This is a genomic window from Clostridium sp. AF20-7 (assembly GCF_003479275.1).
In the GTDB taxonomy this organism is placed as follows: domain Bacteria; phylum Bacillota; class Clostridia; order Lachnospirales; family Lachnospiraceae; genus Otoolea; species Otoolea fessa.
The window spans coordinates 129,945-147,739 of sequence record NZ_QUGF01000006.1; the positions used below are offsets into that span (position 1 = coordinate 129,945).

Here is a 17,795-nt window from a genome sequence, read left to right on the forward strand (position 1 = left end):
TTTCACATTCCTTTCAACGGTATTCTGTTAAGACCAGTTAATTTAATGATTTTACCGAAAGTAATCTTTTGTGGTTCCTTTTTTCCATCTTCCACCCATAGTTCCCAGTCCATAGAATAGTCTAAAATATCCATTTCTGTTCGGTAATAAATTCTGACTTCTCCACCATCGGATGGTCTTGCCAACACATATATCTGCTTTCCATTCTTTTTTACAACAAATATTGTGTCCGCAATCTTCTGTATATCCGAAAGGTCATATTCCTCCTGCTCATCCAGAAATGAAAGAACATTTTTCTGAGCTCTCTCCAGAATTTTCTTTACATACTCATATGTGCTTATTTCATGCCTAGATTCCCTAATAAATTGGCTTGCAAACTCTGAATTGGAAAACGCCATATCTAATGCTTCTTGCGAATCGATTCCATATTGCAACAGAACTTCCTCCGTGACAGCTTCCTTTGACAAAGCCGTATCGACCACAGCACCCTTAGTGCCTTGCATGATAATTGCTTCCAACTGTTCAGGGGAATCAATGTCATACTTACTCATTATATTTGTAAATGTTTCTGCCTGCCTAATATTATTGGCAATGTCGTCGTCATCATACAAATAGTGTTTATTTGCATAAAGAATTGGTAAAATATTTTCCGCCTCACTTTGATGATCCTTTACCCAAAGCAAAAGTTTATGGAAAGCATTACGTATTTCCGGTTCCTTTGTATTTCTATTATCTTGCACAAATTCGGTAATATAGCCGGCTATATCCTTATTTGTTTTCTGACGATTCTCTGGAAGTTCCAAATATATCTCTTTCATCAACAATTCTTCTCTAATATCATATCCGGCAATACAGGCTATCTCCTTTAATGTTTCATCCATTTCATTATCAAGAAAGATTTTTTCCTTAATTGTAAAATTACCATTCTGATTTGGAAGTATTGGTTTTGTGACCTTATTAATAAGATTATCCCATCCCTGCTCAACTACAAATTCTATAAAATTTGTCAAATACATAGCAGCTTCTTCCTTAGAAGTATCCAAATGTTCAGCCAGTCCAACCACAGTACTGTATTCGCTTATGCTATCTGCAACCATAGTTATCGTGTATTTTAAAGCTTCATGCAACAGTTTTTCAGAAATTGCTTTAACCTCATGCATCTCCAACTCTAATTCCAATACACTACTCGCATAATTGCATATCTTTTTCTGCGAATCCAAACCGTCGAAAGAATCGTTATACATAAATGTTATTTTTTGATAAACACGTTCTTTTTCTTCTTTTTCCGCCTGTTCTAACTGTTTTTCAATCAGTTCTAACATTTGACCATTATTGATCTCTGCACAATGAAACCATTCACTACGCTCAAAATCCAAATGTAATAACTTTGCTTTTATGTCTTTTCCTAAATCCATTAGAATATCTTTGTATTCTTCCAGAACATCAACGTCAAAACATAGACTAGCTACACTACAGAAGTCTCCTCTCTGATTTGGCAGAATACTTAGCTGATTATTTTTTACATATGTCTGCCATTTTTCATTTTCATCAATAAGAACATAGTATTCATCTAACCAATCCCTCCAATCAATATGATCCAATTTGGTCACTAATGTATCTACATTTTCGAAATTACCCACTTGTTCCGATAATGTTTCAAATGTATAACTGTTGCATCCTGACCATAAGGAATGATACCATTCATGCAAATCTTCTTTCTGAGGAATCATATCCGGAATCATATGACTTAATAGTTCCCATATTTTTTCACGTGTTTCTGTATTTCTATCGGAAATAATAAACAACTGTTGATCATCCCAATCATCTAACAATGCTTTCATATCTCCACATGCTGTGTGAACAATCGGGATATGCAGTATTACATCTTTACATTTTGTAATTATTTCTTCCAACCATTCTTCGTCATACCATTCTTTCTTACTATAAGAAGTCACTTTGGTGATATTATAAATTCCGTCCCATTTTTTCTCTACTGCATATTTCAACAGTTGCTTATACAAACCACACGCCTTCTCTACAATATTACGATTAGCTTCTATTTCTTCATCAATTCTCGTCATATTTTTACATGTCAAAAACACCCCATCTCTTGGTTCTGTGGGATTAAAATCTGGAGAACTAATTAAAACTGGAAAAGGGAAATCCTCTGTTCCAATCAAAGGGAAATCACAAAACAATTTGGATTGATTCTCAGAAAATGGAAGAATCTTCATATTATCATCCATATGCTCCAATGCTATATAAATAGAAACATTGTCCTCTGTCATTCCTAATACATATTTATTACAACAATGACCTTGCTGCTCCACTTCAATTTCAGATACAGTTGCATTTTCTAATCCACATTTCACTTCTCCCTTATACCGAAACTTCTCTCCAGTATTTTCAACAGTAATTTCCTCAATATCAGGAAGCATAGCAAGAACATATGCTGCTGATACTCTCAAACTCTCCAATCCATCTCGTGCCGTCTTCATCCCGTACTCGTCTAGCTCATACTCGAATACAGTATTATATTCGTCCTCATCAAAATCTAAGAAATCAACAGGTGTACAACTTCCCAAATCACCAACAGCCTTCTCCATAGCTGCTATAATTTCATTTTTTTCCTTTCCTGTTCGGTCTAAAGAAATAGTAAACTTAGAATATTCGTCACCAATTTCTAGAAGTCCGGAAATATTAACTACTTCTGATAACAGATGTGTAGTAATAAATCCCGTTCCAAACTTTCCACTTTTTCTCTCTCTACCATCATTACGATCCTTAGAAGAAGCCTGATTGATAAGCGATAATATATTATCCATTGAAAAAGCCTTACCATTGTGTCGAAAAAACACTTTTCTCTGCATTTCATCATAATTAATGCTTATTTTTACTTTTCCTGTAGAATTACAGACATCTTTGGCATTCTGGCATAACTCCCATATCCATCTTTTCGCACTATTCTCATTATTACTGTAGCGAAGTTTCTGCAAGAGCTGAACAATTCTGTTTGCAGCACCAATTCTCAAAGAATTATTGTCTGCTGCTTGTATATCCATATCAAATTGTTGCTTATTCATCCGTACCTTCCCCCATTCTTCTTATCAAATTTCTTTAATAATTATGTCGGTATATTAACATGTGTTTTTATATAATCAGCAACATCATCTATTTCCGGATAAATCTTTGCTTTATTTATCCCCAAACTTTCCAACTCATTTAGTAACTCAGCTTTTTTATCAATAATGCAAATTGTAATCTTTTTATTATCCAACTTTAATCGCAAATTTGATAATGTATTATACTTTTTACCACCATATGTTTCCTCAAGCAGTCCGCAAACAATAAATGCACCTTCTTGATTATCAATTCTTCTATTCTTCCTTGCAGGAATGCAAACAACAACATCTCTTATATCCTCTGCTCTTATTTCCGATTTAAAACCAGGACGTTCCATTCTCACCTCATGAACAAGGCGTTCAACTTTATCATTAAAATCATTCACATTTGAAGACTTGACAAAACTTGAATGGTAAAATTGCATTTGCTCATCTTTAGTAAACAAAGGAAGGGATGCTAGCATTGCAACAGTATCACTTTGAAAATATTTTACAGAATCCAAACTCTGTGAAAAAATTATTATTTCGCCATAATACGAATGCTGGGATTCACATGCAAAATAGAGTGCAACCAATGGATTCTGAGTGACATCTAACAATCTTGTTGGCAAACCGTAGTGTTGCATTTCTGTCAATTTTTCTATATGTGATTCTAATCGTTCGAATTCATAAGGACATTTCGCCATTAATTCTAAATACATTTTCTTTTCATTTGATAACCATTCTTCTTTTCGAAATAAAGACGGTTTCAAATCATAAGAAACTTTACTGTGTCCTCGAAAAAACAGTTTCTCCTCTTTTTTTCTAATTTGTCCCAAAAAATCTACGTACTGATTAATTGAAGATATAAAATTTACCTCAACCTTAGCCGCATCAAAAACTATTCCGTTTGACATCCTAATATCATACTCATGCTCACGCTCATTCCAAGTTGTGTATAACTCTTTTACACAATCAAGCTTCTTATCAACAGATTTGTACATTTGAAAGATAAAATAAATAATGGCAAAGTAGTTGTATTCATCAAAAGAACTTTTATTTTTTGATAGTTTTTCTTCCAGTTCTTTAAGTACTGGTAGCATTATTTTTTCGAGTTCCTCAGTATTTGTAGCATACTTTCCTGCAAAAACTTTAACCAATGGAGAATCTAATTTCTTTAAATTATTTTCTATTTCAGATTTAGAGGTTCTCGGTCTCCCTATTAGTGGATTAATATCACAATATCCTTCCGACTGCAATTTTTCGAACATCATCTTTTCAAAAGCGCTTTTTACAATGACATTATGTTCTAGTTCGCCTATTTCGCTATAAATAAAAAAAACATTTTATGCTCCTCCTTCGTATATGTCACAGTTTATTGCTGTTATAATTCACTTAATATACAACACTCTTGTCAAATTACAGATAATTTTCCACGCCTTCAATATTTGTTTTTTCATCATAATCAAAAACAATTCCCACACTATAACTTGCTCTTGTTATTGCAACATAAAATTGAGACCTTGTTTTCGGTTGTAATTTTTTTGAATGGTCAATCATCCAGTTCCTCATTGTACCGGTTGGATAAATTAGGACTCTATCATATGTCAATCCTTTAGCCTCACCCATATTTATTACTGCATATGCGTCATTCACTTTTACTGTTCTCTTCTCCCTTAGTTGCATTGGTTTAAATTTTTCTAAATATGCATCAATATCATCTGGTCTTACTAAAAAAACTCCGTCATGTCCAGTAACCTCAAATTGCTTTGTTCCAGTTTCGCCATATTCTTCATACAACAGCGATGAATATGAACATATACTTTGGTTATTTCTGTAAGAATCATTCAAAGTCTCTTTATCAATAATGCAATCTATCTTTTTACACTCACTTCTAATAAATTCTTCTATCTTACCATCTGCATACTTCTTATACTTTGCTTCATTATGCGTATGATATGTTACCTGTCTGGGATCTCCTACCATTGTCACATCACAATCCGCTTGCAACATACTTTTTATGATGTCTAAATCATATCCCGCCAAATCTTGAATTTCATCTATATATATCTTAGGATAAATCCTGCTAATTCTTTGCGAAACCCTTCCTTTAGTCTCCTTTTCACAACGACATACAAATTTTGCAATCTTATCAGAATACATTTTCATTCCATCCGTGAAATAAAAATTTCTATAGTCCTCTTCTGCATAATATACCGGACCATATTTACCATTATATTTTTTTCCAGACTTTTCATTAACTAATATCATACCATTAATCTTATCATCTAAGACCACTCCCTGAAATGGTCGAACCCCATGCTGTAAAAGAAATGAGTACCATGTTTGTATGGTAACATTATGCGGAACACAACCATTAAGTTCTACAAATTTTTTACGGATTTCCAGTTCATTAGCAATAGTGTATGTTGTTATTAACACACTGTCCGATTGTTGCATCGCCTGTCTAACCAAATATGTAGTTTTACCAGATCCTGCTGCCGCAATTATCAATCTATTTACCATTTGATAGCCTCCAAAATATATTCCGGTATTTCTATCTGTTCAGAAGATTCGAAGATTTTCAATCCGCATTCCGTTTTGTTATGCTTCATAAATTTCCTCAAATCGTCCTCATCCGTATAAGCAGTACCAAAAATACGATTTAACTTATCTAAACCATTAGCTTTCAAAAGTTTCGGTTCTAAAGTGTTGTAATTATAATCACTCTTGCCAATCTTAAGTGTCCCTGTGTCCACAACATCATCAACACATATCTTTATATATTCTTTCTGATTTGCACCTATATAATTTTCATACTTTTTGTTGATAGCTGCCAAATCCCCATCGTTATCTGTAACAACCGCGATTTTTGTCTGAATACAATCTGCAATCTCAAGGAAACGTAAAAATGATACACCTACGGAAATCACTTCTATACCATCCTCTATCGGCAACCGCCCATCATTAAGTTGCATATATGCTTTTTGAATCACCAGCTCGTCCGAATCTCCTTCACACAAAATAGCTTTCTTACATAAAATCATTCGCAACGTATCATACCCAGCCACCTTCTTAAAGAAATTATATGTATCTTCCGATAGTTCAGAAAATTTTGTTATCCTTAAGTTATCAAGCAGCATCACTTTCCCCAACCCTAACTTATTTGCAACAAAACTACTATGTGTTGAAATAAGTATCTGTTTTTCTGCATATTGTTCCGAAATACATTTAATCAATTGATTCAATCTTGTATGTGATAAATGATTTTCTGGTTCTTCTAACAAAATGATACTTGCATTTTGCGAAGTACGTTTTGCTAATGCCAGTTCCGTCTTAACAACACACTGCTCTCCCTTTCCCATATAATGAAACGGTATTTCATCCAATTGTGTAACAAGACTATTTTCCCATGCATTCTTTGTAACTAGTTCCACAGATAATGCAATTTTTTTGTCTGTCAAACTAGCATCCTGATTTATTTTGTTGTTAATGGCTTCTATTGATGGGTCATTAATAAATGTATCCCTCATTTTTCTATGTGCCTGTGCAATAGATGTTATATCTTCCGGTTCCAATGACCCCTTTATAATTCTCGACAAATACAAATCATTTCCACTTTGATATCTATATTCAGACGAATCAATCAAACTTGATTTATAAGGTATACTACGTGTTGTGATTACATCTCTGGCAAAGGTTGTCCAAGTAATATCATAATATTCAATCGGCAAGCTTTTCACATCTCCCTGTTGCACTAATGCCTCATATTCATCTCCATATTTGTCATTAAATGCAATTTTGAAACAAAATCCTTCCGCACTGTTATCTCTATCTGAATTTGCATCCCCATTCATCAAAGGATTTTCATCCCCTCCAAAAAAGATTTCTATTGTTATGTATGGAAGTGCTATAGGTGCTGTTCCTAACGAAACAATATACTCATCTACTGCCTCTTTATTAAAAATATACTGTGAAATTTCATTCCAAATACTCTTTCCGCTAATAATTCCGGTTAGTGCCAAATTTATAGCTTCTAGTATTGTAGACTTTCCCGCTTCATTATCTCCTACAACAATATTTAAACCTTCTTCAAGAGTAATTTCAAAATCTCTATAGCATTTAAAATTATGAATTTTGACTTTTCTAATAAACATTCTATGCCTCCTCATATTGCTCATATGTAATTCTGCCAAAAGCGATATCTTTTCCCATCATGATTACCCATTTTGTCATGCTTACATATAAATCCACTCCATCTATATTTTTCTTCTACTCTTCAAATTCTATACTATCAAAGATTGTCTCTTCCACAACCTTCACACACTCATCCGTATGTTTCTTTATATCTTCACCCCAGAACCGGATTACAGTCCAGCCCTCAAAGTTCAATTTCTTATTTATCTCATCATCCCGCTCTTTGTTACGGGATATCTTGCTAATCCAGTACTCACTATTGTTACTCTTTTCAAGTCTCTGTTTTAAAGTATCCCAATCTTTTCCATGAAAGAATTCTCCATCACAAAAAATAGCTATCTTATACTTTGTCAGCACGATATCTGGACTTCCCGGAAGTATTTTATAATTCTTGCGATACCGATACCCTTTGTTCCATAAAGCCTTTCTTAATATAACTTCTATTTTGGTATCCTTCCCATGAATATTTTTCATGTTTTTATGCCGCTGTTCTTTTGTTAAATCATCTGCCACAAAATCACCTCAACAATCTGTTTTTCATCAACTTTTCCAGTTCTTTTCTCCTTTGCTTCTTGTCTAGCATTTATACTTATAACTGCTCGCTATAAATACACATCTTTAACAAGCTCCATTATTTTATCCGTTAACATATCAAGCGATTTTCCATCTGCCATAGATTTAATATCTGATTTACTTTCAATACACTTTTTTAATACCACTTTAAGCACTTTTTCGTCTTTAAGTTCTGCTTCTGACAAATCCTTTATAATTTTCTCTATCTCAATAGAAGCATCCGCAATCTGGCTGCAACGATTATAAGAATCGCCCATATCCTCTGCCACCATACTTTCATGGCCTTCTTTTTCATATGGATTAAATCCATAAAAAGCATTACTTGCAACGGGGCATATAGCATCATATATAATTTTTGCACCTAATTCTCTTTTTATCTGTTTTGGATATATAAGCCTGCCTCTATCCGATTTCATTTCAAGTTTCTTTTCAGCCAATTTACTGGCAGTTGTGATTCTCGTAAGATATGCCATCATCCTATTTGCAAAGTTTTGATTATCTACTTCATGTTGTCCAATTACTGGAATATATTTGTCCATCTCATTTTCACTAACTATATGATCTGCTAAATATAAAGAATACATTTCTGATGCACAAAGCTTTACAACTGCTACATTCTCTAGTTTTTTATCTCCAATTTGATGAAGCATATCCATCTGCACCCATCCATATTCTTTATCCCCAGATTCATCAGGACAAAAAAACATATTCTGCACATATTTGTATCCTTGCTTTGCTATAAAATCATCGTACGCAAGCTGATATAAATACTGCTTTGTAACATCTGCCACTCCAGGCTGTCCTATAACTTTGTATTCTGACGCATGCTTATGAAAATTAATGTTATAATACTTTGCATCATATATGCCAAAACAATATTCTCCACTTTCACCACACTCATAAATACTAATCAAATCTGGTCTTAGTGTATCTGACTTTTCATCACTAATATTATCTGAAGTCTTATGCCATACTGGTCTATCAATTATTTCTATTAAAGTACTATCTTTACTTTCTTTATAATCATCACAAACTCCAAGTGGCAGCTCTGATAATTTTACATTTAAAACATTTCCAAAATTCTGTGCACATACTTTTTCCCATACTAAGTTAAAGCTGTTGGTACCATATATGCTAAAACTATCAATGTTATTAAAGCTTGCTTTTTGTGCAATATACGCATACATTGCCTTCAACACCAGTTGTTTTCTTGTGTTATACTGCACATTAAGTTCATTTTGTATCCTATATAAAATATAATCTTCATCGCCCAAATCTTCCAGTTGTTCTTCCGACAGCTCTACTGTCACAATATTAAACAACTCCGGCAGATCAGATTCTTCAAGTTCCTTTGAAAATTTAGTCAATATACATGCATGTAAGCGTCTGATAAAATCATATTCATCTGAAGTTCGCTTTTTTGTCTGTAATTCAGTATAATATGGCCTGTTATTTGATATATATGAAAATGTTTCATTGATTGTTCTGTCCCACAGTATTTCTCCTGTGCCATTAGTCTCAACAATCTCAACGTCATTAGCATATATTCCATTATCATAATAATCCTGCAACAAATACAGCATTACTGCCAATAAGTTAAACGATCCTCCATCATCACTTTCATTATACAGTTTTATTACCTGCTCTTTTGAATTATATTTTTCCAAAACACGCATAATCTGCTTCATCTGTGCTATTGGACTACCACAAGAATTAATATATTTAGGATAACACTTTAATACCCGTCCATATACAACAATTACTCCAACAAATGAAAACACATAATATAATTCCCGCTCCCCACTTTCGATATCTGTTACTCTGATATCTTCCTCAACTAAGTCAGAGAGCATACTTTGCCTATCACTTTTTTTTACATTTTTAACAATTCCATACTCTTTTAACTTTCTTATAATCTGCACTGTTTCATCAGCAGTGCATTCAAATATTTTTCTAAGTTCATCTTGAGTATACCGCTTCTGCTCTTTGACATATTTAGAAATCATCCAGTAATATTCCCTTCTCATTCTAATTCACTCAAATATTCTTTCTTGATTTTGTCTCGGATTTCTTTACAGAAAATATCTATGCCTCTTTTATCAAATTCCTCGCAAATCGTTGAATATTGGTTTCTTATATCCTCATCACAGCCTCCAAACAACATATGCCTTCTCTGCTTTGCTGCATCTTCAAATAAGTACATAATAATTTTACTCTTAAAAGTTTCTCTAAACGCATCTTCATTCTCTAAAATGCTTTTAGATACAAAAAATGGTCCCATAAGCTTGTCTTCATTTATCTTATAATCTCTAGAAGCAAGTGTTGTATTTATAGCCTTCCTAAGCTCATTCCAGTCAACTCTGTATGGCACCTGTGTTTTATCACACACTAAATATGTATCTTTAATCTTTTCTTCCTTATGGTTAATACCTATATATTCAAAGTTCCATCTTCTTTTAAATGCTGTATCCATTGGAAATACGCCCTGATCAGCACTATTCATAGTTGACCAGATATACATATTATCTGGTATCTTTATTTCATCATACTGCTCTGGCCTTCCACCAAGTTCTTTTGCCAAATATGCCTTTATATCTTCAGAAGGTTTAACTGGATATTGGCTTGCATTTCTATCGTCGCGATCTAAAAGCTGAAATACCTCTCCAAATACAGCGGCAACATTTGCTCTATTAATTTCCTCTATAAGAAGCAGAAATGGTTTTACATCTTCCTTATTCTCCGACTGTCCATTTTCTATTGCCTTTACATATGTCCGCATAAATGGTCCAGGAACATACTCATATGATATTACATTTTTTGTAGGTACTGGCTTATATGTTCCAACAAAATTAGCATATGAATAATCTGGATGGAATGTAACTCTTTCGTACTCTCCACCTTCTGAAATGAGATCCTTCTGCTCATCATTCAGCTTGAAACTTTTTCCTGTTCCTGGTGCTCCAAATACAATTCTATTGTGTGCATATACAGTCCCCGTATCCTTATTTTTGCGTGAACACCCTGTATAATAATCAGGTTCAATATATGGCTTAGATTCCATTTCTTCCTCCTCAGAGCCTTCATTCTCTATGCTCATTTCTTCCTGAATAGAATTTACTGCATCCTCTTTGCTTTCTCCAAATTTTACAGATGTTGGTATCATTACAGTAACTGCTCCAAGCACCCTGTCCATAAACTCTCTGTCAAAAATTCCTTTAAATTTTTCAAGCATTTCTGGGAATTCATCAAGTACTGCACGTATAACAGCAACAGCCTTTATCATATCCAAAGTACTTAATGCCTGTGACGGATCTCTTGATAACTCTGGTCCTATATATGGAGCATCGTATGCGTCTCTATAACTTAAAAAATCTTCTCTTTTAAATGGCTTATCAAAAACGCAGTCAACTTCTATATCAAACTTAAAGTACTTTTCTTTACCATTATATCCAAAATCATATGGCTCTTTAATAACATGTGCTACTCCTATAAACCCTGGTACCCAATCCACTTCTGCTTTTCCTGTATCCCCTCCTAATGTAACAAATACAGTTTTTCCTATATTCAATTCCTCTTTCAGCGTATAAACCCCATCCACTGTTATATATTTATTACCATTTAGAATGTTATGTACTGTTTTTGTGAAACCACATTTCATAGATACAAATGTTGGTTCCTCATACTCATATCTATGAATAATCTCCGCTACAGCTTTTTCCAATTGATCTGCAGAATAATCCTTATATAAATCAAATACTTCCTGATATGCTATACCTCGTCTTTTTAAATCTCTACTCTCTCCCCAGCCTTTTCTTCCATTACCAGTAAAATAAGAATCAAAAGTATCCTTTGCATACCTATATGTTGATTTTTTTATTCCGAATCTCTTTTCTAACACTTCCCAATCATGCATCCGCTGCTTATACCTTACATCTGTTTTGGGAAGCATAGCATAATACATGCAGACTAACGCCTGTTTTTGTGAATCATTTAAAATATCAATATTGACCTTCTGCTCCATATTGTTTACTCCTTAATGCCAGAATTAGTATTCCAAAGTATATATACCATCTTCATACCTTTTAAACAAAACTTTTGTTTTACCATATTGTTCTAACATCTGTTTTGTAATATATGTACCATCCGGCACTCCAAGTTTATGCCTTATCCATTCTCCTATTATCGCATTACTTTCTGGAGTTTCTAATGCCTTTCCCTTTGCTTGTGCCTGTCTCATATAAAAAGCATCATATTCCTTTGTTACAACCTTAAACACTGGATACGTTCCATCGGCATTTACATCTGGGAAAAATCCATCTTTATGATCTGCCACATTATATGGAATATACGCCTGGTTTCTATTTCTCTTATAGCCATTTTTACGTATTCCCCAATTTACGCCAGAACCATATCCAGTATCGCTGCCATCAGCTTTCAGTAAAGAAACTTCTAATGTATCTACCGGCTCAATAGTCTGATAATTCTCCCAAGATAAATTTTCCAAATTAGTATCCGCAACATCATCTTCCACATTTTTCTTGCTAGAAAATGAAACCTTATCTTTTATCTGCCCATCAAAGCAATTTATCGTATCAGGTAATAGACTGTTGAAATAATGGTTTGCCTCTTTAGGATTACATACATCCATGCATTCTCTTCTTGCAAAAAATGCATTCATGGTATAATTAGCTGAACCATTAAAAGCTTCTATTGCCTTTCGCCCCCTGCACCATACATACACCTTCGAATGTACCTGTTTACCTTCCACAATATAATTGCATGATATCTGAGGCATTCCAGATACACTATTCAATCTTTTTATCAATGAACATATCTTGTCATGTTTCTTTTGTGTCAGACCCGTACCTTTTGTCATTCCAAGTATAATGTCCACCTTTATTCCAGACACATATTCTTTATTCCTGCCATCAAATAGTTTTATCAAGTGACTTGATATTCTCTCAACATCGGTAAATGCTGTAACAATTTTCAAATGATTACATGCTTCACCATCTTTTCTGGCTGGTGTAAATAATATTTCTTCTTCAAAATTATCAGTATACATACCTTACTCCTTTATACTTGGTTCTACACTTTCGTAGTCAATTCCCGCAAATGTTCTTAAAATAGCTTCAAAGATGATTTTAGCTCCTTTTGCAGGTACCGCCATACCGATTTGTTTTCTAACAGACTCTTTAGACCCCTCAAAAATATAATTATCCGGAAATGTCTGTAATCTTGCTCTCTCTCTATTAGTCAATGCTCTTGGCTCCGAATAATGATACATATGCGTTCCACCACCGCCTGAACCAGTTACTGTATATGCAGGTTTATCTGGATCTAACCTCTTATAAATTTGACTTATCTTTGCCCCTTTCACTTTAAGCTGCAATTCTTCTGGCAAATCCGCAGTAAACGCATTTTCTCCTGGTTTAATATATTTCAATCGCTTTACAACTATTTCGGATTGCTTTGTTAACTCGTTATTATAAGCTTCTTTTCCGATTGGAGGATTCTCTATTGCATTCTTACAAGTAACATCAACATTTTTATATGGTTTTGGACTAGGTATTTTAAATTCATATGGCAGATCCTCTCTAATACCAACAATTATTACCCTATGTCTTGCCTGCGGCACCCCATATTCCTCAAATTTATATAAATTAGGATATATTCTATATCCAGCATTCTTCAAATCTTCCTGTATCTTCTGAAATGCCTTTCCATCATTAGCACTCTTTAATCCACCAACATTTTCTGCCAAAAACCACAACGGCTTATATTTCTTTAATACCTTTACTCCATATGTGTATAACGGACCATATACACCATCAAATCCCTTTTGCTCACCTACAACAGAAAAATCATTGCATGGGAATCCAAAAGCCAATGCATCTATATCTCCAAGACTGTCAATATCAAGTTTTCTTACATCTCCACAAATAACACTCTCTCCATCATCTGGGCAGATATTTCTCATATATGTATTACATGTGTCTTTATCATAATCATTTGCCCATTTATGAATAATCTTATAATCTGAATCTTCTATCTTCGCTGTCGTTGCTCCCAGTGCCAATCCGCCAGGACCACAAAATAATTCTCCAAGTTTAAATTCTTTTACAATATTCTTCATCAAACTTTATCTCCATTTGCTAATATAAATTCTCTGTTAAATTCGACGCCCAATACATCTGCAATTTTCTCTAAATCTTCTACTGTAAAACTTTCTCTTTTCATTTTCGAATTAAAACTTTGTGGCGATTTTCCCAGCCGCCTTGCCAGTTCTGCTTCACTTACACCACATCTCACACACAATACTTTTATTTGTTCTGATATTGTCATGCACCAATCCTCCTGCTTACTATCTATTTTTATATTATAAACATATTTTTTGATAATGTCAAAATAATTTTTAAGCATATAAAACTTAATGAATTAATATTTTTCTATCTAATACATAACTGGAAGAGACAGAGGAATTACCTTCCTCTGCCCCTATTCCACATCTTATCTTCTGCTTTATCTTTACCAGCATCTCTACCAACACTCTCATCATAAATTCTCTGGAATTCCTCATACATTTCGTCTCCATCCAGCTTTATCCCCAGCCTTTTCATTACATCCGAGAACAACCATATGCTTCCACTAACATCAGCAATATCAAATCCGAATATATCAGCCTTAACAGAATCACTAATATTCTCATAACCACCAAGCTCTGATATCCTCCTGACAATCCAGCCAGCTTTGTCCACAGACACTTTTTCTTCAAATTCCATAAATTCACTTTTACCTGTTACATCAGTAATATCTTCATCCATTCTTGCCGTATTTACATCAGACACATTACGAATATCTGGCATTACAGACGTATCGTTCTGATTATTGTCTGGATTCACTACCTCAACATTCGTCTCCGGCTCAATAGCCACATCTTTCTCTGACACAGCCTCCTTTTCCATCCCCGGTATCTCAAGATCCCTGTCTGCAACGATTTCTCCTTTCCCTGTCACCGCATAATAAGCCGTATACAAATCTTCTTTTATAATGTCATCAGAAAGCTGTATCTGCCTCTTAACATTTCTCTTCTCCTGCTTCAGCTCATCCAGTTCTTCCTGCACTTCCATGTGCCATATCTGATATTCCCGGTACTGCTCTTCATTCTTTATACTGCGTTTCCGACTAGAACTTTCTCTGTATATCTCCTTCTGCCTGTCCTCAATCTGCTGAATCCTATCTTCTTTCTCACTTATGAAATCCACAAGCTCCACAATACTTTTGATGTCATTATTCACAAGCAGCAGATATTCATCCTGCAACTGATGAAACCTCTTCAAATCCTCTGCATACTTTGCTCCACCAACTACAAAACGCTTCTGTTCTACAACCCTTAATCTGTATAGCTTTGCATAAAACTTCTTCTGGAATGGTGACAGCTTCGCCCTGTGTAGTCCCCTGATATCCGACGAATAAAAGTAAGGCTTTGCCATCCAGGGCATATCCACATAATGCCGTAACATATCTTCTGAAAACATCTCGTCCAGCTTTGCCAGTTTATGATAATACCGAAATCCCGGTGCCTGCACCTCCATCCATGCGTCTTTCTTAAATACATATCCAAGTCTTTTCATCAGATATTTAAAATGCTCCACATTCCCGGCTGCATATGCACACATCTTGGCATCCCTTAGAATTATCTCTTTCATTGACATTTCCTTTTCCCACTTGTCCCTGCTGATATTTTTTGGATTCCTGCTGTACCCTGCCGGCATAATGGAAAGTCCAAGTTCATCACAATATTTATTTGTAATAGGCTGAAGATGATTCTTCCAGTTGCCTTTCGGTGAATTGTATTTCTTGCCAGTTGTCATGCTGACACTGTTCCAGATCAGATGCCCATGCATATGTTCCCTGTCAGTATGGACTGCATACACCGCCTCATAATCATCACCAAGCACATCCTTTGCGAAATGCTCGAGGACATACATTGCCTGCTCTGCTGTTACTTTTTCCTCCGGCGAAAACGATATGATCACATGATAGCCCTGTCTTTTACCTGTCTTATGAAATATATTCTTTGTCTCTTCCATCTGCTCAAACGCTGTATCTGGCAAGCAGTTAATACCGCCCACCAGTATACATTCTTCTGTCTTATCCGGATTCTGGATATATTCCAAAGCATTCTTCAGGTGCGATGCTGGATTTCTGCCCTCTGACTCCTGTATATTTAAGATCTTTGTAATCGCCATACTTCCAGCACCTCCCCGAATATTTTCTTTATATCATCCAGACTGTTCTGCAATTTATCAATATCTCTGTAATACAATCTTCGCTGTGAATTGCCAAGCTTTACCGCCTAATTAATATTATTTGCAATACCGGCAATAACACGGATTACTCTTGCCCTGTCCTCTGGATAACTTGTATCAATGTTGCCACCTGTCCGGATCAATTCTCTTATATATGCACTTGCTGTCATTCCTGTTCGTTTAAGTGCTGCTTTTAGAATATCCATATCTTTCTCTGACAACTTCACAGATATCTTATAATCTTTCCTGTCAGACTTGTATCTTCTCTTTCCATCTGCCATACATTTCTCCCCTTTCGTAGTTTTCTAATGCTGTATCAAACCAATCTCTTTTTATCTGTACCATTGCTTTTCCAACCTTTCTTAAAAAATGTGTTCATAGGTTTTGCAAGATGCGGAAAAGGTCGGACCTTTTCCCGAAAAAATATAAACGCCATCAGCGTTTACATAATTTTTCGTCTTGGCAGGAGCACCTGCACCCTGTATATGATATGTGGTGGTTAATATTCCACCACAATTACTGATATGGTGGCGCTTTTTGCCATCACTTTGCTGTTTTAGTGGCGTTTTCCGCCACCACTTTTCCATTTTGATGGCACTTTCCGCCACCATGACTTTTTTCTCGCTTATCTGAGTGGGGGCGCTTTTTGCCGTCACTTTACTGTTTTGGTGGCGCTTTTTGCCCCCACTTTTCCATTTTGACGGCACTTTTTGCCCCCACACTTTTTCGGCTCTGATTTGTGCGGGGGCGCTTTCTGCCCCCACTTTGTGGTTTTGGGGGCGCTTTTTGCCCCCATTTTCACGTTTTGGGGGCGCTTTTTGCCCCCACACTAATGAAACTGCATTACCACATCCATAATAACGATTTCCTCCGCCATCATCCTGGTCTGTGTTCTTAGCTGTAACTGTTCTGTAAAGGAATTTGGATTCTTTGGCTTATGCTTTTTCAGCCACTTAGCTTCAATATCATCGAGCAGCTCATATGCTGTATCATTGACTTCATCCGCTCTCTCTTCAAGCTCACCGAACCGCACCAGACTCTTATATCTCATTGGATATTCTTCCCTGATATATTTAATCCACATACGCCCATACTTTCCTGCATCTATATCTGCCTTCTCTGTTCCTGCTACAAGCACCGGATAAAAGATTCCATCCCTTTCTTCATATGGGATGCCAAGCTTTTCAAATGTTGTCCTACTCATAATGATTACCTCCTCATATAATCAAGTGTTTTTTATTGAAAATTCAAGGTTTTTTAACCTTTCATATCTCAGTGAATAAGCCACAGCTATGAGCATTTCGATGTATCAGGTACTGAAATAGCGGTTGAATGGTATACGAAATAAAACGTCATTGATTTTCGCTTTACTGGCCTTGCGTATGCCCTTCCCTCTATGGCAGCTAACCTCCTATATCCACCAGGATCATCTCTGTCTCCAGAGGTCCTAACTTCCTTCGTCCTGCCTGCCCATAACCAGGGTGTCAGCTATGCTCCTTTACGGGGTCATGCCCCTTGGTAATGATTTCTGCCGACTACTGGCTCATTCTTTGTATTATTGATTACTGACTCGCTTCCTGTTCCAGCACTGTGATCAGTGGACGTTATCTGT

General features: G+C 35.4%; 14 protein-coding genes. All 14 read right to left on the minus strand.

All coding sequences use genetic code 11. From position 1 onward, the window contains the following. Positions 1 to 2: 2 nt before the first annotated feature. Complete coding sequence (locus DWX68_RS07825; protein ID WP_118628983.1) at positions 3 to 3,083, minus strand: ATP-binding protein; 3,081 nt, start codon at positions 3,081 to 3,083, stop codon at positions 3 to 5. Between the two features lie 41 nt (positions 3,084 to 3,124). After that, positions 3,125 to 4,375 (minus strand): FRG domain-containing protein, encoded by a 1,251-nt coding sequence (locus DWX68_RS07830; RefSeq protein WP_118628985.1) that lies wholly within the window; start codon positions 4,373 to 4,375, stop codon positions 3,125 to 3,127. Between the two features lie 145 nt (positions 4,376 to 4,520). After that, positions 4,521 to 5,627 carry a UvrD-helicase domain-containing protein gene (locus tag DWX68_RS07835; protein ID WP_118628987.1) on the minus strand — a complete coding sequence of 369 codons (1,107 nt, stop codon included), beginning with the start codon at positions 5,625 to 5,627 and terminating at the stop codon, positions 4,521 to 4,523. Next, complete coding sequence (locus DWX68_RS07840; protein WP_118628989.1) at positions 5,621 to 7,258, minus strand: AAA family ATPase; 1,638 nt, start codon at positions 7,256 to 7,258, stop codon at positions 5,621 to 5,623. Before DWX68_RS07840 ends, DWX68_RS07835 begins: the two co-directional genes overlap by 7 nt. Before the next feature lie 115 nt (positions 7,259 to 7,373). Further along, the gene (locus DWX68_RS07845; RefSeq protein ID WP_118628991.1) at positions 7,374 to 7,811 is read right to left on the minus strand and encodes a very short patch repair endonuclease; all 438 of its coding nucleotides are present in this window, start codon (positions 7,809 to 7,811) and stop codon (positions 7,374 to 7,376) included. Positions 7,812 to 7,900: 89 nt separating this feature from the next. Next, entirely contained in the window at positions 7,901 to 9,877 is a 1,977-nt protein-coding gene (locus DWX68_RS07850) for an LlaJI family restriction endonuclease (protein ID WP_118628993.1), read from the minus strand. Positions 9,878 to 9,894: 17 nt separating this feature from the next. Then, positions 9,895 to 11,892 (minus strand): AAA family ATPase, encoded by a 1,998-nt coding sequence (locus DWX68_RS07855; RefSeq protein WP_118628995.1) that lies wholly within the window; start codon positions 11,890 to 11,892, stop codon positions 9,895 to 9,897. A gap of 24 nt (positions 11,893 to 11,916) precedes the next feature. Continuing rightward, a complete protein-coding gene (locus tag DWX68_RS07860) occupies positions 11,917 to 12,936 on the minus strand; it encodes a restriction endonuclease PLD domain-containing protein (RefSeq protein WP_118093151.1) in 1,020 nt (339 codons plus the stop codon). A gap of 3 nt (positions 12,937 to 12,939) precedes the next feature. Continuing rightward, the gene (locus DWX68_RS07865) at positions 12,940 to 14,007 is read right to left on the minus strand and encodes a DNA cytosine methyltransferase (RefSeq protein ID WP_118628997.1); all 1,068 of its coding nucleotides are present in this window, start codon (positions 14,005 to 14,007) and stop codon (positions 12,940 to 12,942) included. Next, complete coding sequence (locus tag DWX68_RS07870) at positions 14,007 to 14,216, minus strand: helix-turn-helix transcriptional regulator (protein WP_118341405.1); 210 nt, start codon at positions 14,214 to 14,216, stop codon at positions 14,007 to 14,009. Before DWX68_RS07870 ends, DWX68_RS07865 begins: the two co-directional genes overlap by 1 nt. 137 nt (positions 14,217 to 14,353) lie before the next feature. Next, on the minus strand, positions 14,354 to 16,123 hold the full coding sequence (locus DWX68_RS07875; protein ID WP_118628999.1) for a relaxase/mobilization nuclease domain-containing protein: 1,770 nt from the start codon (positions 16,121 to 16,123) through the stop codon (positions 14,354 to 14,356). Positions 16,124 to 16,230: 107 nt separating this feature from the next. Continuing rightward, entirely contained in the window at positions 16,231 to 16,464 is a 234-nt protein-coding gene (locus DWX68_RS14890) for a ribbon-helix-helix protein, CopG family (protein WP_243027652.1), read from the minus strand. A gap of 81 nt (positions 16,465 to 16,545) precedes the next feature. Beyond that, a complete protein-coding gene (locus DWX68_RS07885; RefSeq protein ID WP_182432159.1) occupies positions 16,546 to 16,947 on the minus strand; it encodes a hypothetical protein in 402 nt (133 codons plus the stop codon). A 65-nt stretch (positions 16,948 to 17,012) separates the two neighbouring features. Beyond that, positions 17,013 to 17,387: a TnpV protein gene (locus DWX68_RS07890; protein WP_118629003.1), complete on the minus strand. Its 375-nt coding sequence runs from the start codon at positions 17,385 to 17,387 to the stop codon at positions 17,013 to 17,015. Positions 17,388 to 17,795 lie beyond the last annotated feature (408 nt).

Coding starts and splice junctions, on each gene's coding strand:
- DWX68_RS07870 (WP_118341405.1), bottom strand. CDS start 14,216: ATGACAATATCAGAACAAATAAAAGTATTGTGTGTGAGATGTGGTGTA.
- DWX68_RS07830 (WP_118628985.1), bottom strand. CDS start 4,375: ATGATGTTCGAAAAATTGCAGTCGGAAGGATATTGTGATATTAATCCA.
- DWX68_RS07855 (WP_118628995.1), bottom strand. CDS start 11,892: ATGGAGCAGAAGGTCAATATTGATATTTTAAATGATTCACAAAAACAG.
- DWX68_RS07850 (WP_118628993.1), bottom strand. CDS start 9,877: ATGATTTCTAAATATGTCAAAGAGCAGAAGCGGTATACTCAAGATGAA.
- DWX68_RS07875 (WP_118628999.1), bottom strand. CDS start 16,123: ATGGCGATTACAAAGATCTTAAATATACAGGAGTCAGAGGGCAGAAAT.
- DWX68_RS07865 (WP_118628997.1), bottom strand. CDS start 14,007: ATGAAGAATATTGTAAAAGAATTTAAACTTGGAGAATTATTTTGTGGT.
- DWX68_RS07825 (WP_118628983.1), bottom strand. CDS start 3,083: ATGAATAAGCAACAATTTGATATGGATATACAAGCAGCAGACAATAAT.
- DWX68_RS07860 (WP_118093151.1), bottom strand. CDS start 12,936: ATGTATACTGATAATTTTGAAGAAGAAATATTATTTACACCAGCCAGA.
- DWX68_RS07835 (WP_118628987.1), bottom strand. CDS start 5,627: ATGGTAAATAGATTGATAATTGCGGCAGCAGGATCTGGTAAAACTACA.
- DWX68_RS14890 (WP_243027652.1), bottom strand. CDS start 16,464: ATGGCAGATGGAAAGAGAAGATACAAGTCTGACAGGAAAGATTATAAG.
- DWX68_RS07890 (WP_118629003.1), bottom strand. CDS start 17,387: ATGAGTAGGACAACATTTGAAAAGCTTGGCATCCCATATGAAGAAAGG.
- DWX68_RS07840 (WP_118628989.1), bottom strand. CDS start 7,258: ATGTTTATTAGAAAAGTCAAAATTCATAATTTTAAATGCTATAGAGAT.